Annotated in this window: 21 protein-coding genes; 9 read left to right on the top strand and 12 right to left on the bottom strand. The window is 30.0% G+C overall.

Translation table 11 applies throughout. From position 1 onward, the window contains the following. Positions 1–2 precede the first annotated feature (2 nt). The 5 genes from I1A51_RS03110 to I1A51_RS03090 form a co-directional block, all read right to left on the bottom strand. Positions 3–371: a BlaI/MecI/CopY family transcriptional regulator gene (locus I1A51_RS03110; protein ID WP_196891026.1), complete on the bottom strand. Its 369-nt coding sequence runs from the start codon at positions 369–371 to the stop codon at positions 3–5. 210 nt (positions 372–581) lie between these two features. After that, positions 582–1,190, bottom strand: coding sequence for an FAD-dependent oxidoreductase (locus I1A51_RS03105; protein WP_196891396.1), 609 nt, complete (start codon positions 1,188–1,190; stop codon positions 582–584). 210 nt (positions 1,191–1,400) lie between these two features. Then, positions 1,401–2,105: a tRNA1(Val) (adenine(37)-N6)-methyltransferase gene (locus tag I1A51_RS03100; protein WP_196891025.1), complete on the bottom strand. Its 705-nt coding sequence runs from the start codon at positions 2,103–2,105 to the stop codon at positions 1,401–1,403. 62 nt (positions 2,106–2,167) lie between these two features. Next, a complete protein-coding gene (gene rimM, locus I1A51_RS03095; protein ID WP_196891394.1) occupies positions 2,168–2,719 on the bottom strand; it encodes a ribosome maturation factor RimM in 552 nt (183 codons plus the stop codon). Positions 2,720–2,744: 25 nt separating this feature from the next. Beyond that, entirely contained in the window at positions 2,745–3,275 is a 531-nt protein-coding gene (locus I1A51_RS03090) for a 30S ribosomal protein S16 (protein ID WP_196891023.1), read from the bottom strand. Between the two features lie 136 nt (positions 3,276–3,411). Here I1A51_RS03090 and I1A51_RS03085 point away from each other — a divergent pair, with 136 nt between their 5' ends. Further along, a complete protein-coding gene (locus I1A51_RS03085) occupies positions 3,412–3,933 on the top strand; it encodes a DUF6252 family protein (RefSeq protein WP_196891021.1) in 522 nt (173 codons plus the stop codon). Between the two features lie 173 nt (positions 3,934–4,106). Next, positions 4,107–8,465, top strand: coding sequence for a DNA polymerase III subunit alpha (dnaE, locus tag I1A51_RS03080; RefSeq protein WP_196891020.1), 4,359 nt, complete (start codon positions 4,107–4,109; stop codon positions 8,463–8,465). A gap of 67 nt (positions 8,466–8,532) precedes the next feature. On the opposite strand, the gene I1A51_RS03075 is transcribed toward dnaE, so the two are convergent. Further along, positions 8,533–9,486, bottom strand: coding sequence for an NAD-dependent epimerase/dehydratase family protein (locus tag I1A51_RS03075; protein WP_196891018.1), 954 nt, complete (start codon positions 9,484–9,486; stop codon positions 8,533–8,535). Between the two features lie 124 nt (positions 9,487–9,610). Between I1A51_RS03075 and I1A51_RS03070 the strand changes: the two genes are divergently transcribed. The 3 genes from I1A51_RS03070 to I1A51_RS03060 all read left to right on the top strand — a co-directional run bounded on the left by I1A51_RS03070 (position 9,611) and on the right by I1A51_RS03060 (position 13,014). Continuing rightward, positions 9,611–10,633 carry a 2-oxoacid:ferredoxin oxidoreductase subunit beta gene (locus I1A51_RS03070; RefSeq protein WP_196891017.1) on the top strand — a complete coding sequence of 341 codons (1,023 nt, stop codon included), beginning with the start codon at positions 9,611–9,613 and terminating at the stop codon, positions 10,631–10,633. 132 nt (positions 10,634–10,765) lie between these two features. Then, a complete protein-coding gene (locus tag I1A51_RS03065; RefSeq protein ID WP_231373948.1) occupies positions 10,766–12,235 on the top strand; it encodes a sensor histidine kinase in 1,470 nt (489 codons plus the stop codon). Positions 12,236–12,237: 2 nt separating this feature from the next. After that, positions 12,238–13,014 carry an enoyl-CoA hydratase/isomerase family protein gene (locus tag I1A51_RS03060; RefSeq protein ID WP_196891015.1) on the top strand — a complete coding sequence of 259 codons (777 nt, stop codon included), beginning with the start codon at positions 12,238–12,240 and terminating at the stop codon, positions 13,012–13,014. 46 nt (positions 13,015–13,060) lie between these two features. On the opposite strand, the gene I1A51_RS03055 is transcribed toward I1A51_RS03060, so the two are convergent. From I1A51_RS03055 to I1A51_RS03045, 3 genes are all read right to left on the bottom strand, one after another. Continuing rightward, on the bottom strand, positions 13,061–13,591 hold the full coding sequence (locus I1A51_RS03055; protein ID WP_196891013.1) for a hypothetical protein: 531 nt from the start codon (positions 13,589–13,591) through the stop codon (positions 13,061–13,063). 165 nt (positions 13,592–13,756) lie between these two features. Then, positions 13,757–14,239, bottom strand: a complete 483-nt coding sequence (locus I1A51_RS03050; RefSeq protein WP_196891012.1) for a TIGR03792 family protein — start codon at positions 14,237–14,239, stop codon at positions 13,757–13,759. A 65-nt stretch (positions 14,240–14,304) separates the two neighbouring features. Beyond that, complete coding sequence (locus I1A51_RS03045) at positions 14,305–14,694, bottom strand: cation transporter (RefSeq protein ID WP_196891010.1); 390 nt, start codon at positions 14,692–14,694, stop codon at positions 14,305–14,307. 82 nt (positions 14,695–14,776) lie between these two features. Between I1A51_RS03045 and I1A51_RS03040 the strand changes: the two genes are divergently transcribed. Next, the gene (locus I1A51_RS03040; RefSeq protein WP_196891009.1) at positions 14,777–15,661 is read left to right on the top strand and encodes a DMT family transporter; all 885 of its coding nucleotides are present in this window, start codon (positions 14,777–14,779) and stop codon (positions 15,659–15,661) included. 38 nt (positions 15,662–15,699) lie between these two features. Here the strand turns inward: I1A51_RS03040 and I1A51_RS03035 are convergent, their stop codons facing one another. After that, entirely contained in the window at positions 15,700–17,781 is a 2,082-nt protein-coding gene (locus I1A51_RS03035; protein ID WP_196891007.1) for a M16 family metallopeptidase, read from the bottom strand. A gap of 21 nt (positions 17,782–17,802) precedes the next feature. After that, positions 17,803–19,119 (bottom strand): M16 family metallopeptidase, encoded by a 1,317-nt coding sequence (locus I1A51_RS03030; RefSeq protein ID WP_196891006.1) that lies wholly within the window; start codon positions 19,117–19,119, stop codon positions 17,803–17,805. A gap of 561 nt (positions 19,120–19,680) precedes the next feature. Here I1A51_RS03030 and rplU point away from each other — a divergent pair. The 3 genes from rplU to I1A51_RS03015 all read left to right on the top strand — a co-directional run bounded on the left by rplU (position 19,681) and on the right by I1A51_RS03015 (position 21,210). After that, complete coding sequence (gene rplU / locus I1A51_RS03025) at positions 19,681–19,995, top strand: 50S ribosomal protein L21 (RefSeq protein WP_196891004.1); 315 nt, start codon at positions 19,681–19,683, stop codon at positions 19,993–19,995. A gap of 45 nt (positions 19,996–20,040) precedes the next feature. After that, positions 20,041–20,301: a 50S ribosomal protein L27 gene (gene rpmA / locus I1A51_RS03020; RefSeq protein WP_196891002.1), complete on the top strand. Its 261-nt coding sequence runs from the start codon at positions 20,041–20,043 to the stop codon at positions 20,299–20,301. 336 nt (positions 20,302–20,637) lie between these two features. Then, positions 20,638–21,210 (top strand): DUF6252 family protein, encoded by a 573-nt coding sequence (locus I1A51_RS03015; protein WP_196891001.1) that lies wholly within the window; start codon positions 20,638–20,640, stop codon positions 21,208–21,210. A gap of 149 nt (positions 21,211–21,359) precedes the next feature. Here I1A51_RS03015 and I1A51_RS03010 read toward each other — a convergent pair whose 3' ends face one another. After that, positions 21,360–22,607 carry a pyridoxal phosphate-dependent decarboxylase family protein gene (locus I1A51_RS03010; RefSeq protein WP_196890999.1) on the bottom strand — a complete coding sequence of 416 codons (1,248 nt, stop codon included), beginning with the start codon at positions 22,605–22,607 and terminating at the stop codon, positions 21,360–21,362. Between the last annotated feature and the right edge of the window lie 20 nt (positions 22,608–22,627).

The following is a 22,627-nucleotide window of genomic DNA, read 5'->3' as shown; positions in this document are numbered from 1 at the left end:
CATTATTTTTTGTCTTTTTCTTTATCGATTAACGCAATAATTTCCTCTAACTCATCTGAACTAATTTTCTCTTCTTTTGCAAAAAAAGAAAGCATCTTTTTGACAGAATTATCAAAATAATTTTTAATTGTACTATCAATAAATGTATTTCGATATTCTTCTTTAGTGATTTTTGGAAAATATCTATGCGTATTTCCAAAAGCTTCATGTCCTACAAAACCTTTTGTTTCCATTTTTCTCACCGTCGTAGAAAGTGTGTTGTAATGTGGTTTTGGTTCTGGAATTTCTTCCATTATTTCTTTTACAAATGCTTTCTCTAATTTCCAAAGCACTTGCATAATTTCCTCTTCTTTGTTTGTTAGTTTTTTCATGATTAAACCTTTTGTACAAAGCTATAACTATTTTTTTAGTTTTACAACTATAAAAATAGTTAATTGATTGAAAAATAATATAATTATTTGTTGTAAAATACTGATAATGTTATACTTTTTGTTTGTTTTAAAATAAAAAAAGAGATGATTTTTCATCTCTTTTTAAATATGTTTTTATATTATTTTAAATAAAAATAGTTGTGAAAAAAATTATGAAACTGTTTTTTTATCGTGAATCATGGTTGTTTTTCCATCATTCCATTCCGTTAAAATATCAGTTGCAACAGCAGCTCCACTTCCGGCAGCAATTGCAAATTGACTTCTACAACCTGCTAAAGTTCCTGCAACATAAATTCCTTTATCTACAAGATGATCTACATTTTTTAATTGTGTTCTTTGTTTTGCAGCAGGAAGTTTTTGATGTAATTCTGTATATGCTTCTAAACCTTTAATCGCAAAGTTTTTTGGACCAATTGCAACAACAATATTTTTAGCTTCGTATGAATTTTTATTCGTTATTACTTTAAAAATAGCATCGTTTTTTTCAATTTCTAAAACTTTCTCTTTTTCAATTTGAGAGACATGAGGATATGTAGAAGCTAATTGTTTTCTACTTTCTTCCAATAAATCATCACCAGCTGTATTTGGTGCAATTCCCATTACATTATTTAAAATAGCATTTTGAAGGGAAGAAGTTCTTTGATGAATAATTATTCCAATGTTTTTATCGCTAGCAAATTCTCTTTCTTTTGCTGATCCAAGGACAAGAGCACAAGAAATTCCTGCGGCTCCTCCACCAATTATTAATACGTCGAATATCATTTTTTTTCATTTTATAATCGAAGGCTAAGATAGGGAATGAGAAGAAATTTTATAAAAAATGAAACTTAATAAAACAAAATAAAAAAAGCTGCGTTATTATTTCAATACCAAATCAAACAAAAAACATCTATTACTTTTAATTTAGAAATACGAGGGATGATGAACATCGAACAATTTATTAGAAATTCTAATTTTTGTTCGGTGTTTTCACATTTTTAGGTAGAAATCTTTTACAATATTAATGTAATCTTCTGTGTATTTATGTCTTTCAATTTCAATGATTAATTCTGAAATTTCTATTTTTAATTCTTGAAATGAAAATTCCAGTAAACTTCTTTTTAAAGGAGTTTTTTTATTTCCTTTAACCTGTGTAATTCTTTTAGGATATAATTTATAATTTTTAGCAATTTTAATAAAGTTAGTTTCTTCAGAATAGGGAATAATAAAAGAACAAATTCCATTTTCAGAAAGTAATTCCGCACAATTTTTTAATAAAACAGAATAAGGTAAACTTTCCGAATGTCTTGCTAAAGCTCTTTTTTCATCTTCATTTTTAAAAGTTGTTGTATAAAAAGGAGGATTTGAAATGATTAAATCAAATTTCTTTTTTGTTTTAAAATCTTGAAGTGCTGTATTCTTTATTTCTAAGCGTTTTTTCCAAATTGAATTTTCAAAATTTTCTAAAGCTTGATCAAAAGCATTTTTTTCAATTTCCAAACTTAAAATAGTTGCAGACGAATTTCTTTGTGCAATCATTAATGAAATTAATCCTGTTCCTGTTCCAATATCTAAAACAGATTTTACATTTTCATAGCATGTCCAAGCTCCAAGTAAAACGCCATCTGTTCCAACTTTCATTGCTGTTTTATCTTGTAAAATTTCAAATTGCTTAAATCGGAAAGGTTTTCTCATTTTTTTTAAAAAAAAGATTCCCCTCAAAATAGAGGGGAATTTATAAATAATATAGTTAAATGTTATTCGTCTTTTTGGTGATTATCTTCTAAGTAAAGATCAATCAATCCATCTGGAGTTTCTACAACAAATGTTTTGTTTTCTCTATCAATTTCTACAATAAAATCGTCTACAAGTGGAATTAATATTTGTTTCTGATTTGGTGTTTCAATTTCTAGAATTTCTTGTGCAGCATTATCATTAATTTTCTTGATTTTTCCTAAAACCCCATGTCTCGTATCCTTAACAGAGAAATCGATAATTTCATGAAAATAGAATTTATTTCCAGAAAGTTCAGGTAAAAGTTCAAGTGGTAAAAATAATTCCGCTTTCATAATCGCTTCAGCATCAGCTTCCGTATCAACTCCTTCAAATTTTACTCGAAGTTGATCTCCTTTATGTAAGGAAGATTTTTCAATAAAAAAAGGAACCAGATTGTTGCCTAAAGCAACAAAAACTGATTCCATATTTTCGTATAACTCAGGTTCGTCTGTATCTAATTTGATAACAACCTCACCTTTGTAACTGTGCTTTCTAACGATTATACCTAAATAAAAACAATTTTCTTTACGCATAATATCGTTATTAAATTGTAATAAATTACTCAGCAGCTTCTTCTGTAGCCTCTTCTGCATTTTCAGCAGCTTTTGCAGCTTCTTCTTCAGCTTTTGCAGCAGCTTCTGCCTCAGCAGCAGCAGCTTTACGCTTTTCGTTAATTTCTTTCTCAGCAGCTAATGCTTTAGCTTTTGCATCAGCTTCTGCTTTAGCTAAACCATCTTTCTTTCCAGAAACTTTCGCTTCTTTCTCCTCTAACCAAGCTTGGAATTTAGCCTCTGCTTGCTCTTCAGTTAAAGCTCCTTTACGAACTCCTCCAACTAAGTGGTTTTTTAATAAAGCACCTTTGTAAGATAAAATTGCTCTAGCAGTATCCGTTGGTTGTGCTCCGTTTTGTAACCATTTAACAGCGTCATTTACATCTAAATCAATGATTGCTGGGTTGTGGTTTGGATTGTAAGTTCCGATTTTTTCTAAGAATTTACCATCTCTTTTTGAGCGCGAATCTGCAGCTACGATCCAGTAAAAAGGCTTACCTTTCTTACCGTGTCTTTGTAATCTAATTTTTACAGGCATGTTTTAAAATTTTTAGGTTCTCGACCTAGATTATTAATTTAGTGCGCAAATGTACAATTTTTTTATTACATTAATCGTTAATAAGATTAAAAATATACGTACTTTTAGCCTCACTATAAATTTATTAAACCAGATTATGAAAAAACTATTACTAGCCATTTTTATTTTTTCTTCATTAGTAGCTTGTGAAGATCCAGTGGAAGGTGTTGGTGAAGATAGCACCTATTTAGATGATTACTTTAATAATAATGACCCAAATAAAGATACTCCTGAATTTCATGCGAATAAAGAAGATACAACTTGGAAGGCTACTTCATTTAACTATATGAAAGAGACAGGAAAAATTATTATTAATGCGACAAAAGATGGAGAAACTTTAAAGTTGGTTGTTGCCGGTGAAGGAGCTGGAAATTTCCCTCTTTTAATTACAAATCCTGATGATTTAAATGATACTTTCGGAGCAATTTATACAAATAATAACGGTAAAGTATATATTTCTACTGAAGGAACAAATTACTTAAACATTACTTTATTAGATGCTGATTCTAATAAAATGACTGGAGATTTTGAATTAAATCTTGTAAATACTTCCAACCCTGATGATGTGATTACTTGGACAAATGGAAAGTTTAAAAACGTTTCTCCAGCACAAGAATAATTTTTATAAAACATTAAATTTTAAAAGTCTTCCTTTTTTTGGAAGACTTTTTTGTTTATCACTATTTAGCCAAAAATAAAAAAATAAAATCTTTATTTTTATATTTTTAATAGAAGTAGAATATTGGCTTTAAAAATATTATTTTTGCCAGCCATTAAAAATAAATTTGATTTATGTACTTAATTTTCGATACAGAAACTACAGGTTTACCAAAAAAATGGAATGCTCCGATAACAGACACAGATAACTGGCCTCGTTGTATTCAGATTGCTTGGCAACTTCATGATGCGTATGGAGAATTAATTGAACATAAAGATTTTTTAGTAAAACCAGATGGATTTACAATTCCTTATGATGCGGAGCAAATCCACGGAATTTCTACACTTTTAGCTCAAGAAAAAGGACATTCTTTAGAAGAAGTTCTAGAAGAATTTAATATTGCACTTTCTAAAACAAAATTTATTGTTGGACAAAATGTTGGCTTTGATGTCAATATTATGGGATGTGAATTTTTTAGAAATAGCACAGAAAATATTTTAGAAGAGCTTCCAGTTTTAGATACTTGTACGGAAAGAACTGCTTTATTATGTAAAATTCCTGGAGGTCGTGGAGGAAAATTTAAACTTCCAACTCTGACAGAATTACACCATCATTTATTTAATCTTCCTTTTGCAGAGGCACACAATGCAACTGCCGATGTGGAAGCTACAACAAGATGTTTCTTAGAATTAATTCGTCAAAGACATTATTCTGCGGAAGAACTTGGTGTAACACATGATTATTTTAAGGAATACCAAGAAAAAAATCCAAAACCAATCCGTTTAATAGGATTACGTCACTTAAATCTGAAAAATCAGAGTGCCTTAATCAAAGAAAAATTAACGGAAGATGCGAAAGGAATTAGTTCAGAGCAAATTAACGAAAATGTTGAACTTTTAACGAAAGCTCCTTTTGCACATTTACACAATCATTCACAATTCTCAATTCTTCAATCTACTTCAAGTATTGATGATTTAATTTCTGCAACTATCCAAAATAATATGCCTGCTATTGCTTTGACTGATGTTGGAAATATGATGGGTGCTTTTAATTTTGTGGAAAAAATTATCAAACACAATAAGTCAGTTGTAAAAGATAATGAGGAATTAGAAGAAGGAGGAGAAAAGAAATCCGAAATTAAACCAATTGTTGGTTGTCAACTTTATGTTTGTGAAGATCACACGAACAAATCGAGAAAAGACAACGGATATTTGATTACTTTTTTAGCTAAAAACAAAAAAGGTTATCACAATTTAGCAAAAATGTCTTCAATTGGGTATTCGAAAGGATTCTATTATGTTCCGAGAATTGACAGAAATGTTGTAGAAAAATATAAAGAAGATATCATTGTTTTATCAGGAAATCTTTCAGGAGAAATTCCTCATAAAATATTAAATACAGGAGAAACACAAGCAGAAGAAGCTTTACTTTGGTGGAAAGAGCATTTTGGCGATGATTTTTATTTAGAATTAATGCGTCATAAGCAAGAAAATGAAGATCACGTAAATTCAATTTTATTACAATTTGCACAAAAACACCAAGTAAAAACGATTGCTACAAATAATACTTTTTATATAAGTAAAGAAAATGCAGAAGCACATGATGTTTTACTTTGTGTGAAAGATGCAGAGAAAAAAGCAACGCCAATCGGAAGAGGAAGAGGATATCGTTATGGACTTCCAAATTCTGAATATTACTTCAAGACGCAAGAAGAAATGAAAGAATTGTTTAAGGATACTCCTGAGGCAATTTTAAATATTCAAGAAATCATTGACAAAATTGAAGTTTTTGGTTTAGCCAGAGATGTTTTACTTCCAAAATTCGACATTCCAGATGAATTTAAATCTGAAAAAGACGAACAAGATGGAGGAAAACGGGGTGAAAATGCTTTTTTACGTCATTTAACTTATGAAGGAGCAAACCAACGATATGAAGAAATTACGGAGGAAATTCGTGAACGTTTAGATTTCGAGTTGATGATTATTGAAAAAACTGGTTATCCTGGTTATTTCTTAATTGTACAAGATTTCATTGCAGAAGCTCGAAAAATGGATGTTTCCGTTGGTCCTGGTCGTGGATCAGCAGCTGGTTCTGCTGTTGCTTATTGTTTGGGAATTACAAATATTGACCCAATTAAATACGACTTACTTTTTGAGCGTTTCTTAAATCCTGATCGTGTTTCACTTCCCGATATTGATATTGATTTTGATGATGAAGGAAGACAAAGAGTTATTGATTTCGTAATTCAAAAATACGGAGCAAATCAGGTAGCACAGATTATTACTTATGGAACAATGGCAGCAAAATCTTCAATTCGAGATACTGCCAGAGTTTTAGATATTCCACTTTTTGAAGCAGATAGAATTGCGAAATTAATTCCAGGTCTGAAACTGAAAAATATTTTCGGGACAGATAAAAAAAGTGTCCAAAAAGTAAATGATTTACGAGAAGAAGAAAAAGCAAATGTTCAACAATTAGTTGAAATTTCTGAAGGAACAGATTTAAATGCAAAGACCGTAAATCAAGCAAGAGAATTAGAAGGTTCGGTTCGTAACACAGGAATTCACGCTTGTGGAGTGATTATTACGCCAGAAGATATTACGAATTTAGTTCCGATTTCGATTGCAAAAGATTCAGACATGTATGTAACACAATTCGATAATGGAGTTGTAGAAGATGCTGGTCTGTTAAAAATGGATTTCTTAGGTTTAAAAACCTTGACTTTAATTAAGGATACTGTAAAATTAATTAAAGAAATTCATGGAAAAGAATTGATTCCAGATGATTTTCCTTTGGATGATGTTGCAACATATGAATTATTCCAAAGAGGAGAAACAGTTGGTATTTTCCAATATGAATCTCCTGGAATGCAAAAACATATGAAGGCATTAAAACCTACAGTTTTTGAGGATTTAATTGCAATGAATGCTTTGTATCGTCCAGGTCCTATGGAATATATTCCAAGTTTTATTAATCGTAAACATGGTTCTGAAGAAATCACTTATGATCTTCCTGCGATGGAAGAATACTTGAAAGAAACGTATGGAATTACGGTGTATCAAGAGCAGGTGATGTTACTTTCTCAGAAGTTGGCAGGATTTACGAAAGGTGAAGCGGATATGTTACGTAAAGCAATGGGTAAAAAGATTTTTGCTTTACTAGAAAAACTGAAACCAAAATTTATTGAAGGAGGAAAAAAGAACGATCATCCAGAAGAGGTTTTAGAAAAAGTTTGGAAAGATTGGGAGGCATTTGCTGCCTATGCTTTCAACAAATCGCATTCGACTTGTTATGCATATATTGCTTATCAAACAGCTTATTTGAAGGCACATTATCCAGCAGAATATATGGCTGCTGTACTTTCAAATAATATGAATGATATCAAGCAGGTTACTTTTTTTATGGAAGAATGTAAGCGAATGGGAATGGAAGTTCTTGGTCCAGATGTGAACGAATCATATTATAAATTTGCAGTGAACGAAGATGGAGCGATTCGTTTTGGAATGGGAGCGATTAAAGGAGTTGGGCAATCTGCTGTAGATGCTATTGTAAATGAAAGAAAAACTGGAGGAAGATATACTTCGATTTTTGATTTGGCGAAACGTGTAGATTTAAGAGCAGCAAATAAAAAAGCTTTTGACAATTTAGTTTTAGCTGGAGGATTTGATTCTTTTTCTGGAATTCATAGAGCGCAATATTATGTGAAAGATGAAAAAGGAGTTACTTTTATAGAAAAAGCGATTAAATACGGAGCAAAATTTCAAGAAAGTAAGAATTCATCACAAGTTTCTCTTTTTGGAGAAGCTTCAGAAGTACAGTTCCCAGAACCAGTTTTCCCAGAATGTGATACTTGGGGAACGATGGAGCTTTTAGCAAAAGAAAAAGAAGTTGTAGGAATTTATATTTCTGGTCATCCATTAGATGATTTTAAATATGAAATGAATAATTTTTGTAATACTCCTTTAAGTGCTTTTAATAATGAAATGGAATTGCTACATAAAGAAATTGCCATAGGAGGAATTATTACAGATGTACAGCACCGAGTTTCGAAGAATGGAAAAGGTTGGGCTGCATTTACTGTGGAAGATTATACAGATGCAAAAGAATTTAGACTTTTTGGAGAAGAATACTTGAAATTCCGTCATTTCTTAGTGCAAGGATCCTTTATTTATGCTAAAATAGCTGCGAAACCAGGTTGGAATAATGATGTTCGCTTTACATTTATTAATATTCAACTTTTACAAGATATATTAGAAGCATTTTCGAAAAAATTGACCTTACGTTTTAGCATTGATGAATTAACACAAGAAAATGTAGAATGGCTTCATGAATTTTTCTCTGAACATAGAGGAATGAAAGCAATAGATTTTATTGTGTATGACATGAAAGAGCAGATGAAAGTTCAGATGCTGAGTAGAACAATGAAGATTGATATCAATCATGATGTTCTTCGAGAATTAGAAATAGAACAAATTCATTTTAAATTGAATTAAAAAATAAAAAAATCGCCTTAAAGAATCTAATCTCTAAGGCGATTTTTGAATGAATAAAATAGAAAATTTATTTTGAATATTTTTTCCCTAAGTTTTCCAACATATCTTTTGTCATCGATTCTAAATCGAAAGAATGTTTCCAGTTCCAATCTTCTCTAGCAGCTGTATCATCAATACTTTGTGGCCAACTATTAGCAATTTCTTGACGGAAATCAGGTGCATAAGATATTTCAAATTCTGGAATATGTTTTTTGATTTCTTCAGCAATTTCTACTGGAGTAAAAGTCATTGCTGCTAAATTATAAGCAGAACGATCTTTCACTTCTTCAGCTGGAGCATTCATCAATTGAATAGTTGCATCAATTGCATCTGGCATATACATCATCGGTAGAGCAGATTCTTCATTTAAGAAAGAAGTATATTTTCCTTCTTTTAAAGCTTCATGATAAATCTCCACAGCATAATCTGTAGTTCCTCCACCTGGTTCTGCTTTCCAACTGATAATTCCTGGGTAACGGATGCTTCTAACATCTACGCCATATTTATCATGGTAATATTCACACCAACGTTCACCTGTTTGTTTACTAATTCCGTAAACTGTTGTTGGTTCCATTACTGTTTTTTGAGGTGTATTTTGCTTCGGTGTAGTAGGCCCAAAAACTGCAATAGAACTTGGCCAGAATACTTTTTTAATTTCTCCTTCTTTGGCTAAATCTAAGATGTTAAACAAAGTTGTCATGTTTAAATACCAAGCTTTGTCTGGATATTTTTCACCTGTAGCAGAAAGCATTGCTGCCATCAAATATACTTGAGATACTTTATGTCTTTTGATGATTTCTAGAATATCATCTTTACTTGTAGCATCTAAAATTTCAAAAGGTCCTGAACTCATTAATTCTTCAGATCCTTCACGGATATCAGAAGCGATTACTGCATCTTTTCCGTTCATTTCTCTAAGCTTTGCTGTAAGCTCAGTCCCAATTTGCCCACAGGCACCAATGATCAATATGGTTTCATTCATAGATTAAAAGGGGTATTTTATAAAAAGTTGAGCAAATTTAAGGAAATTAAAACATACTTGTCTGATATAAATCAATTTTTAATACGCGATTATTTGTACTTTTGTAACTTCAATACCATATGCAATGGAAAATACTGTATTAAAACCAAAAGATTTTGCAAGTGATCAGGATGTGAAATGGTGTCCAGGATGTGGAGATTATTCTGTTTTGAAGCAAGTACAATCTGTAATGCCAGATATTGGTGTTGCAAGAGAAAATATTGTTTTTGTTTCAGGAATTGGATGTTCCTCAAGGTTCCCATATTATATGAATACGTATGGAATGCACAGTATTCATGGTCGAGCTCCTGCTATTGTAAGTGGACTTAAAATTGCAAATCCAGATTTAAGTGTTTGGGTGATTACTGGTGATGGAGATAGTATGTCAATTGGAGGAAATCATCTGATTCATTTAATGCGTAGAAATATGGATGTGAATTTACTTTTATTCAATAATGAAATTTATGGATTGACAAAAGGACAATTTTCACCAACTTCTAAGCTTGGACAGAAAACAAAATCATCTCCTCTTGGAGTAATTGACGCACCTTTTAATCCTTTAGCTTTAGTGATGGGAGCAAATGCTACATTTGTTGCTAGAACTATTGATAGAGATCCGAAACACATGCGTGAAATTTTAAAAAGAGGACACAATCATAAAGGAACTTCAACAATAGAAATTTACCAAAATTGTAATGTATTCAATGATGGAGCTTTTGATGTTTATACAAATAAACAAGTGAAAGCAGAAAATGTTTTATACTTAGAGCATGGAAAACCATTAGTTTTTGGTGAAAATAATTCAAAAGGAATTCGAATTAATGGACTTTCTCCAGAGATTGTTGATTTGACAGAAGGAAAATATTCAGAAGAAGATTTATGGATTCATGATGAGAATGATAAAAATAAAGCTTCTCTTTTAGTTCGTTTCTTTGATGATCCTTCTGAAGAAAATGCGATGCCAAGACCATTTGGAATTTTTTATGTTGAAGATAGAATTACCTATGATGAAGCAGTAGGAATTCAAATAGAAGAAGCAAAAGAAATGAAGGGAGAAAAATCACTAGATGATTTACTTCGAGGAGATCATTTCTGGATTCACGATTAAAAAATACAACTTAATAAACAGAAAAACCTTATTCTAATAAAATGGAATAAGGTTTTTTTATGAAATTTGGTTTCTTTTTTGATTGGAAAAAGAAAATAACAAGTTGTATATTTACGCTTCATAGTTTTTAAGATGAAAATAGGTCATTTATCACTTCGTATTCGAATTTTTATATCCATGATTGTTTTGGTGCTTTTAGCTTCAATTTTGATTGCTACTGTCACTATTTATCAATACAAAGAACAAACTACTGATTATAATGCAGCGCGTCTTCAAAGAAAAGAAAGATCCATTCAAGCTGCGATTGATATTCGTTTAGAACAAGAAGAAAAATATCCAGTTGAAACTCGTTATTTATCAAGTATTTTTAGAAGAAAAGTGTATGAAATTTCTCAAACACATTCTGTTGATATAAGTATTTATGATTTAAAAGGAAAATTATTAATTACTTCGATTCCTGCAATTGGGATTAAAAAACAAAATCAACAACTGACAGATACAGTTCTTAATCAGATTTCAAAAAGTATTGACAAAAGATATACAATGAATGAAAATGTAGGAGATGATAGTTATCAATCGTCTTTTACTTATATCACAGATAATAAAAATTTTACACCAATTGGAATTTTAAATGTAGAATATCTCCAAGATAATTCGCATTTAGAAAGAGAATTACGTGAATTTCTCTATCGACTTTCTGTAGTTTATATTGTGATGTTGTTAATTGCAATTGTGATGGCTTATTTTATTTCAAGTTTTATTACACAGCCTTTAAAAACGATTACAAGTAAAATGAAGCAAACTTTCTTAGATAAAAAGAATGAGAAAATCTTCATGGAAAATACTAGTGCAGAAATTCATACTTTGATTAAAGCATATAATAATATGATTGATCAAATTGAGGATAGTGCTGTAAAATTAGCGAAAAGTGAGCGTGAACAAGCTTGGAGAGAAATGGCAAAACAAGTTGCTCATGAAATTAAGAATCCTTTGACTCCAATGCGATTAACAGTGCAAAGTTTTGAAAGAAAATTTGATCCTGAAAATCCTGAAATTAGACAAAAATTAAGCGAATTTTCGAATAGTTTAATTCAACAAATAGACACTTTAAGTTCTATTGCATCTGCTTTTTCAAGTTTTGCGAAAATGCCAGAACAGAAAATGGAAAAGTTGGAAATTGTAGAAACATTAAAACTTGCAATTGACATTTTTAATAAAACATATATTAAATATGTGTATCCTTCCAATGAAGTGATTACTTTTATGGATAGAACACAATTTATCCGAATTATTACAAACTTGTTGAAAAATGCAATTCAAGCGACAGAAACAAAGGAAGAGCCAAAGATTTTAATTGAACTTTTAGAAGAAAAAGAAAATATTATTATCAAAGTTTCTGATAATGGAATCGGAATTTCGGAGAGTGTGAAAGACAAAGTTTTTGAACCTAAATTCACAACCAAATCAAGTGGAATGGGATTAGGTTTACCGATGATAAAAAATATTATTGAGACGTATAATGGTTCTATTTCATTTGTTTCAGAAGAAAATATGGGAACTATTTTTACAATCATTTTACCAAAAAACAATAAATCAATTTAGAGATGAATTTTGAAAACATTTTAGTAGAGAAAAAAGAATCAATTGCTACAATTATAATTAATAGACCGACAAAATTAAACGCTTTAAATAAAGCAACAATTGCCGAATTACATGAAGCTTTTAAAGGTTTAGATGAAGATAAAGGAATAAAAGTGATTATCATTTCTGGAAGTGGAACTAAATCATTTGTAGCTGGAGCTGATATTTCAGAATTTGCACATTTTGGAGTAGAGGAGGGAACAGAATTAGCAAGAAATGGACAAGAAATTTTATTTGATTTTGTACAAAACTTAGGAACTCCAGTAATTGCAGCTGTAAATGGATTTGCATTAGGTGGAGGATTAGAATTAGCAATGTCTGCACATTTTAGAATTGCTTCTGACAATGCAAAAATGGGATTACCTGAAACTTCTTTAGGAGTAATTCCAGGATACGGTGGAACACAACGTTTAGCACAATTAATTGGAAAAGGTAAAGCAATGGAATTAGTGATGACTGCTGGAATGATGACAGCAGAGGAAGCATTAAATCTTGGATTGGTGAATTATGTGGTTACACAAGAAGAATTATTACCATTAGCAGAAAAAATTGCAGGAAAAATTTCAAGAAATTCTTCTGTAGCAATTAGAGCAGCGATTAAATCAATCAATGCAAACTATGAAGATGGTGTAAATGGATTTGATAGAGAAATTGAAGAATTCGGAGTTTGTTTCGGAACGAATGATTTTAAAGAAGGTACAACAGCATTCTTAGAGAAACGTAAACCAAATTTTGAGTAAAAATAAAAAAGGGATGAAAATTTTCATCCCTTCTTTTTTATATTGATTAAGCTTTGTGTTCAGCTTCTTTCTTAGCAGCACATTTCTTTTTGCATTCTGCTTTTTTAGCAGCACATTTTTCGCAATCAGCTTTTGTACATTCTTTGCTACATTTAGTTTCACATTTTGCAGCCATTTCTTTCTTAGCAGCACATTTCTTTTTGCACTCTGCTTTTTTAGCAGCACATTTTTCACAATCAGCTTTTGTACATTCTTTGCTACATTTAGTTTCACACTTTGCAGCCATTGCTTTTTCACCACATTTTCCTTGACATTTTTCTTTGTTTGCACAGTTTGTACATTTATTTTTTGAACAATCTGCTCCACATTCCGCAGTACAACAAGAAGATTTACTTTCCTCTTTTTTTGCATCATGATCATGTCCTTCATGAGCTTCTTTTTTCTCAGGAGTTTCAGGTGTTTTAGCTTCCTGCTCTGTTTCGTTTGTAGTTTTTACATCATTTTTTGGGGCCTGATCACAAGAAATCATAGCAATACTTAATGCTAACGTTAGGATAAATCCTTTGAATAATTTCATTTATTAGTTATTTATTTGGTTAATTAATACTGCAAATTAAGTATTTTTTAATTACATAAATGATGAAATTTTAAGAAATAATTATATAAAATGTTATATGTTAAGAAAAATTAAGACTTTTTTAGTTTATATTATAAAAAATTAGCTTCAATTGAGAAGTGAAAATTAATAATTATTAAATTCAAGAATCTCTAATTCTTTAATCCATTTAATTTTATAAGGATGTTTGAAATGTTGGCGAAAAACTTCTTCATTTTCTTCAATTTGTTCTTCTGAAATTTCTTTCCAAACTTTATAAGAATTCCATTCTAATAAAAAAGCAATTTGTTTATCACTATCGATTGGTTTTACAATTCTTTTTGAGAAAAATGCTTTATTTTTTTCTAAATAAGGTGTCCAAACAATACTATCAACTTTTAAAAATTCTTTAATATGTTCGGGTTTTTCTAATTCATAAATCAAAACTTCAATAGCTCTGAAGTCATTTTTATCATTTGAGTTTATCGTTGCTTTTCGATCAGACGAAAAAGAGTTATTTAAGTCTGTTTTTTTTACAGAACTCAAATAACTCTCTTTATTAATTTTTGTATAAGAATAAATTGCAAAACTGAGCAAAAATATTCCGAAAAGTATTTTAGAAGTTTTCATAAATAAATCAATTTAAATCTGTATTAAATTAATTATTTATGTGCTAAAATCCTAATAATTAAAGCTTAGTAAGTAACTTTTTCGATGTTATTTACACCAGTAACTTTATAGGTTGTACCTCCAGCAATACTATTGATTTTTTCTGTAATTTCTTTCTCAGAAATTTGTGAAGCATCATAAGAAATTTGTCCTTTTTTATCATCAAATTTTACTTTTGCAACTTCCACACCATTCATTTTTGAAAGTTTTGATTGGATAATTTTAGCACAACCAATTTGGCAAGTCATTCCTTCAATTGAAACTTCAATATTTTTAATGTCAGGAGTTGTACTTTTTGCTACTTCTTTTTTGACTTTTTCCGTAGAATTTTCCTTTGTTTCAGTAGTGTTTGAAGAACAAGAAACTTGGAAGAAAACTATTGATATTAAAACTGTTAGAATTTTTACTAATTTCATAATATATGTATTTGATGCAAAGTTAAACACTAATTTTTTAAAACCGAATAAAAAAACGATTTTTGCACTTTAATTTCAATTTATGAAAGAAAGAAAACAACGTTGGTTTTATTTAATAGTTTTAGCTTTAATCTGGGGAAGTTCATTTATTTTGATGAAAAAAGGGTTGCTAGGATGTACGCCGATGCAAATGGGAGCATTACGAATTTTGTTCTCTTCTGTTGTGATGATTGCTTTTGGTTATAAAAATATTCCAAGAATTACTAAAAAACAATGGATTTATGTGAGTCAAGCTGCTTTTTTAGGAACATTTTTTCCTGTGTTTCTTTTTGCACATTCTTTAGAAAAATTAGATGGAGGTTTGGCTTCTATTTTAAATTCTTTGGTTCCACTTTACACATTAATCATCGGAATTTTATTTTTCAAATTCGTATTTAATAAAAAACAAGTTTTAGGAGTAATTTTAGGATTTATTGGAACAGCAATTTTAATTTCAGAAGGAGCAAATTTAAATCCAAAACAAGATATTTTGTCCGTAAGCTTTATTCTTTTGGCTTCACTTGGTTATGCTTTAAATGTAAATATTTTAAAAAGAAAATTAGCCGATTTAGATGCTTTTGCAATTACAGTTGGAATTTTTACAGTTCTTTTATTTCCGGCTTTAGGAATGTTATTTTATTCTGATTTCTTTTCTATAGCAGAATTTAATACAGAAGTTCAAGTTTCGATAGTTTATATTGCTGTTTTATCTTTGGTGGGAACAGCTTTAGCAAAGATTTTCTTTAATAAATTAATCCAAATTTCCACACCAATTTTCTCTACTTCGGTTACTTATTTAATTCCGATTGTAGCAGTTTTATGGGGAATTTTTGATGGAGAAAAAATATCAATGCTTCAAGTACTTTCTTCTGGAATTGTTTTAGGAGGAGTGTATATGGTAAATAAAAACAAAGCTGAAGTAAATTAATACTTCAGCTTTTTATATTTAATAAATTAATGAAAAGATTATTCGAAATCTTTATCCGTTAATTCTTCATTTACTTTTGTTTCAGAGAACTCAAAGTTCATCTTTTGTGGTCCAGCTTCAATTCTTAATTTACTAGGAACTTTTACACCGTTTACTTCTACATAATCACTGAAAGTTACAGTTGAAGTCACTTTTTGTCCCATTGCTTCTTCTGTTGCTGTAGTTTGAACTAATAAACCAGAAGTTACATCAAAGAACATATCAGAAGTTTTTCCTTCAGAATCTGTTACAACCATTTTGTAAGCTTTACTTCCGTTTAATGGAATAATGCTTTCTAAAGCGATTTTATTTCCTTTCTCAATTAAATACATTGTTGGGAAAATTTTGTGTTCTTTTTTCGCTTTTTCAACTTGGTCAGCAGTCATATCTCTTCTCATTCCTTGTTGCTCAGCATATCCTTTTTCACCGTTGAAAGCAGATTTCATAACTGTTCCCATTCCAGCGATTGACATTTCCATGTATTCTTTATTAGGATAAGCATTTTTCTTTACAACATTGATATCATATGGCATTCCGTCCATTTTCATCACACCTGTTTGAGATAAAGTTTTAACAGCAGTTAATTTTTCTTTACCTCCAATTGCATTGATATAATTATCTAAAACAGATTCAGCAGTAACCCCAGCAGGAATTGGCATTGTCAATTCTGGCTTTTCTGATGGATTTGCATAAGTGTCATAATATTTGATTGGATAAGGAAGTTTTTCTAATCCAGCTAAAACATCAAGAGCTTTTCCTACAATTACGATTCTTGTGTTATCATAGTTAAAGTATTTTTGAGCAGCTTTTTGAATATCTTCTACTGTTACCGCATTGATTTTTTGTAAGTAAGTTTCATAAAAATCTTCTGGTAAATCATTTGTGATGATATTTAAAGCATATCTAGCAACTGTCGAAGGTCTTTCTAAAGCTAAAACAAAGTTTCCAGTGTAAGCAGCTTTTGCATTTTTTAATTCTTTAGCAGAAACTTTTTCAGTTCTGATTTTTTTGATTTCCTTCATGAATTCTACAACAGCACTATCCGTTACAGAATTACGTACACTTGCAGAAGCACTAAATAAAGATTCAGCATCTCTATCAGATCCAATTCTAGAATACGCTCCATAAGTAAATCCATGAGCTTCACGTAAGTTTAAGAAAAGACGAGCTTCTCCACCACCACCTAAGATTTTATTTGCTAAAAGAACAGCAAAATAATCAGGATCAGAAACTTTTAAGTTTACTGTGTTAATTACACTAACTTCTGATTGAGAAGCATTTGGTAAGTTGATAAAATCAATCTCTGTTTTAGCAACAGAAGGAACTTTAGGAAGTGTAGTTGTTGGAACTTCTCCTTTTTTCCAAGATTTGAAATTTTTCTTGATTAATTTTTTTACATCTTTATACTTTACATCTCCAATTACAACAATATATGCATTGTTTGGTTTGTAATAAGTAGTATATAATTTTTCAACATCAGCTAAAGTAACATTGTTTAAAGTTTCTTCAGTTGTGAATTCACCATATGCATGGTTTTTTCCGTAAGAAATCGCTCTTCTTACTTTTCCAGCGATAGCAGAAGCACTTTTTGCATCTGATTTTAATCCTTCGATTAATTGTTCTTTTTGCTTGTCAAATTCCTCTTGAGAGAATTTTGGGTATAAAGCTTGATCAGCCATTAAAGCTAATACTTCTGGAAAATATTTAGATAAACTACTCATAGAAGCTCCAGTACTAGAAAAGTTTACTCTAGCTCCTAAATAGTCAACTTCCTCGTTGAATTTATCTTTAGAAGTGTTCTCACTTCCTGAACCTAATAAGCTAGAAAGTAATGAACTTTCTCCTGCTTTATCTCCTTCAAAAAGAGGTCCGTTATCAATAGAAAGTGATACAGAAACTCTTGGTAATTTATGATTTTCTACAACTAATACTTTTAAACCATTTTTAAGTTTGAATTCTTTTGGTTCTTCAAGTTTAATTGTTGGAGCAGGACCAGGTTTCGGTTGGATATTTCTGTCCTGTGCGGTCATATTTATCGTTACTAAAAATAGTGTTATTATAGATAATAATCTTGTTTTCATCATTCTAATACTTTAGCAGTTTTACTTTTTTTCAGTTGGAAGATATTCCAAAGTTAGACGTTGGTTAGGGTTTAAATATTTTTTTGCAACCTCACGGATTTCTTCTCTTGTTATAGAGTTGTAAATATCAACTTCATTGTTGATTAAGTTGATATTTCCATATAACATGTAATATCTAGCTAAAGAATTAGCAATTCCTTCAATACTTGAATTTGAATTTACGAAACGATTTTCAATTTTGTTCTTTAATTTTGCAAATTCTCTCTCAGAAATTAAATTTGTTTGCAAATCTACGATTTCTTTATCGATTTCTTTCTTTAAGTCATCTAAAGTCACATCTCCTAAAGGTAAACCATAAATGATGTAAGCTCCATAATCTTCTTGACTAAAACTGAATGCTCCAATTTGTAAAGCTTTCTTTTGTTCATCAACAATTTTCTTGTATAAACGAGAACTTTTTCCATCAGATAAAATAGTAGAAATCATATCTAAAACATATGCATCTTTCTCTTTCATAGAAGGAGTTCTATACGCTTCTACTAAAGCTGGGATTTGGATATTTGGATCATGATATGTAGCGAAAATCTCTTCTGTGATTGGATCTTCTTTAATCACTTCTCTAGTAACCTCTTTTCCTTTTGGAATTGGTCCAAAATAAAACTCAATTAATTTTTTAGTTTCTGCGATATCAATATCTCCAGCTACAACTAAAACAGCATTATTTGGAACATAGAATTTGTCATTAAAAGCTAAAAACTCATCTAAAGTTGCAGCATCTAAGTGATCCATTGATCCGATAGTTGCCCAACGATATGGATGTTTTTTGAATAAGTTTTTCTTAACTTCTGCTAAGAAATTTCCATAAGGAGCATTATCAACTCTTAATCTTTTTTCTTCTTTTACAACCTCGTTTTGTGTATCTACACCAACTTGGTTAATTACTGGATGTAACATTCTTTCTGATTCCATCCATAATCCTAAAGCTAAATTATTTGAAGGGAAAACTTCATAATAATACGTTCTATCATCTGTAGTGTTTGCATTATTTTGACCTCCGTTTGAAGTTACCATTTCAAACCATTTTCCTCTTTCGATATTTTTTGTTCCTTCAAATAAAAGGTGTTCAAAAAAATGCGCAAATCCAGTTCTTTCTGGATCTTCGTCTTTTGCTCCAACGTGATACATTACTGAAGTTGTAACAACAGGAGCTGAATTGTCTTTATGTAATACAACATGCAATCCATTGTCTAAGTCGTATTCCTCAAAATCTACTTTTTGTGCCATAGTTACATTCGCTATTAAGGTTGCGACGGCAAGACCTATAAAACTTTTTTTCATAATTAATGATTAGATAAAACAGTCTTCAAAATTACTTATTTAATTCTGTTAAACATCACGTTTATACTATTTAATTAACAGTAAATTTGATAATTATTGGTGATAATGTTCATTTATTTTCAAATCTTGTTTATACAAACAAGATTTGATTTCTTCATCAGACTTCTATTTTACAAAATTGTTACACTTTAGACAGTTTTATTTTCGTTAATTAATCCATAAAACAAAAAAAAGAGATGTTTTTTGCTTGCCTTATCTTACTATTTGAACTAGAATTATTTTTTTCTTCTAGAATATTTGTAGAAGATAGTTTTTTTAAATTTAAATTATTCAATTAAAAAAATAAATAAAATAAGTATTTGAAAATGAATAAATAAAAGGGAGAAAATTCTTTTTTTATAGATTATTACTAGAAAAATTTTAAAAGAAATCATAAGTGAAATGTTAAATGTTGTTTTTCAGTGAACTAACTAAAGAGTTTACGGAAAATCTGTTTTGTAGTTTAGAGAAAAACACTTACATTTGCACTCATTTAATAAAAGTTAGTAAATTTTATAAACTATGTACGCAATTGTAGAGATAGCAGGGCAACAGTTTAAAGTATCTAAAGACCAAAAGATATTTGTTCACCGTTTACAAGATGAAGTTGGAGCTAATGTAGCTTTCGATAAAGTATACCTTGTAGATAATAATGGACAAGTTACTATTGGCGCCCCAGCTATAGACGGAGCTAAAGTAACAGCTACTGTTTTAGATCACTTAAAAGGTGATAAAGTAATCGTTTTCAAGAAGAAACGTAGAAAAGGATACAAAGTAAAGAATGGTCACAGACAATTATTTACGCAAATCCAAATTAACGGAATTGAAGGTATCTAATAAACGATTGTAAAATTAAAGTCTAACTAGAAAAAAATTTAAAACATGGCTCATAAGAAAGGTGTCGGTAGTTCTAAGAACGGTAGAGAATCAGAATCGAAACGTCTTGGAGTAAAGATTTTTGGTGGTCAAGCTGCAATCGCAGGAAACATCATCGTACGTCAAAGAGGAACTAAACACAACCCAGGAAACAATGTTTATATGGGGAAAGATCACACTTTACATGCTAAAGTTGATGGTGTTGTTAAATTCCAAAAGAGAAAAGACAACAAATCTTACGTTTCTGTAATTCCATTTGAAGCTTAAGAATTTGTAAGAAAAACATTATAAAAAAACTCCCTTATGAAAATAAGGGAGTTTTTTTGTTTTATAAAGTTTCTATAGAAAATACTCCTTTTCTGATTTTTTTGAAATGAAAGAAAAGATTAGATTAGACCTTTTGTTATGAGTTTTCTTTTTCAGAAAAGTATTTCTAAATAAATCTTTATCATTTTCAGATAGAGGTTTTGTATAAAATATTTTAAAGTATTTACAATTTAATTCATCTAGAAGAATGTTGAGTAAATATTTACATATCTCTAATCTTTCTTGAGAGGAAACCAAAAAATATAAAAAAGAGTAAAAAATTAAAACCAAATTACTATGAAATTATTAAGAATAGCTTGTATTTTGTTGCTTCTTTCATGTTGTAAAGATGATGATGATCAAACAAACAATACCATACAAAATCCAGTAGATGCACTTCCAGAACTTACCCATGAAGGGAAAAATACTATAGGTTGTTTAGTAAATGGAGAAGTTTTTTTACCAAAAGGACATATAATTCAGGGAAATAAAATAGCGAATTATACTAGCTTTAAATACTTTCAAATACAGATGGCAATTAAAGAAGCACCTATATTACGGTCTGTTTTTATACAATTTAGCACTGAAGTAAAAGGGTTGGAGGTTGGAAGAAAATATGAATTAAATGCAATTAGTCCTGATATAAATTCTGGTTGGGGTGAATATTCTTATTCTGATTCAACTCCTGAAAATAATTATTATAACAGTTATGATACTACAAATGAATTTACGGGAGAGTTAATTATAAATCATATAGATTATTCAAATTATACTGTAAGTGGTACTTTTTGGTTTGATGCTAAATTAGAAGGTAGTACAGAAGTTGTAGAAATCCGTGAAGGAAGGTTTGATATGGAATTTTTAAATTAAAAAAATCCCTATCATTTTCAGATAGGGATTTTTGTATAAAATATTTTAAGATTTATTACATTTTAATTAATTCAGAAGAATGTTGAATAAATATTTGTAAACTTCTAATTTTTCTTGAAAGAAGGGAACTAAAATGAAATAATATTTTTTTAAACTTCTTGTGCTGCAACTACAGTTGTAAGTTCATCGATAAATCTTTTTAAATCGTCGATTTCTACGTGATCCATTACAATTACTTTATACCAATCATTATTCCCGTCATGAGATTCAGGAACTAATCCGTGCTTGTGTGCAATATCCGCAGGAACATGATTAGAACGAAGTGTTACGATATTCATATATGGATCTCTATAATAAGAAACATTTAATTTATCTAATTGCTCACAGAACCAGTTTGTTCTTAGTAATAAAGTATTGATTTTTTCAAACCATCCATAATATCCATAGCTAAATAAGATTAACCAAACTGCAATTGCATTTGCTCCAGAACGAGAACCTGAAAGCGTTAAATCCATTCCGTCTACATATTGTGCTTCTTTTGTCAATACGTTTTCAATTAATCCTTTTCTACATAAAAACACACCTGTTCCATATGGAGCTTGTAGCATTTTATGCGCATCAATTGTAATAGAAGTAATATTCGGATTTTCAAAGTTAATTGTTGATTGACGATTGCTAATTGGGTAGATAAATCCTCCAAAAGCTCCATCTACATGAATTTTATATAAAACACCATGATTTTCTAAAACTTTGGCATATAAATCTGGATTATCAACAGAACCAAACATTGTTGTTGCCATGTTTGCAACAATCAAGAAATATTTTTTTCCTTTCGCAACTTGTTCTGCAACAATTTCATCTAAAACATCTTCTTCAATTTGTCTAGTATCAAAATTTACTGGAATACTAATAGCATCAACATTTAATAAATTCGAACCTTTTGGTACTGAATAATGTGTATCTACAGAAGAAAGAATTACCATTTCATCATGTTTTGCATTATGATGTTTCATAAAGTAATTTCTATAAACCCAAAGAGCTTGAATATTTGCTTCTGTTCCACCAGTTGCAATATATCCATCATATTCTTCTTCTTTACTCTTAAAAATGTCAACTGCTAAAACTCTAACAACTTCACGTTCTAATTCTTGTGAACCTTTAAAAGCACTTTCCGATTTTCCTGTTGTATGACAACCAATATTATTTGGATTGGCGATAAACGTACGAAGTAATGGAGCATCTTTTAAAAATGGTGCGTTGCTGTAAAATACATTTTCATCTAACTTAGAAACAGGATAACCTAAATATTTACTGTTTTCATAATCAATCGTATCTTTTAATGCTTGATCGATTCTTTTGTTAAGTTCTTGATGTGATTGCTTTATCCAATATTTCATTTTATTCTAGCTTAAAAATT

This window comes from Aureivirga marina, assembly GCF_015767265.1.
Lineage (GTDB): Bacteria > Bacteroidota > Bacteroidia > Flavobacteriales > Flavobacteriaceae > Aureivirga > Aureivirga marina.
Note: the sequence above shows the minus strand (reverse complement) of the source record. Positions and strands in the feature narration are given on the sequence as shown.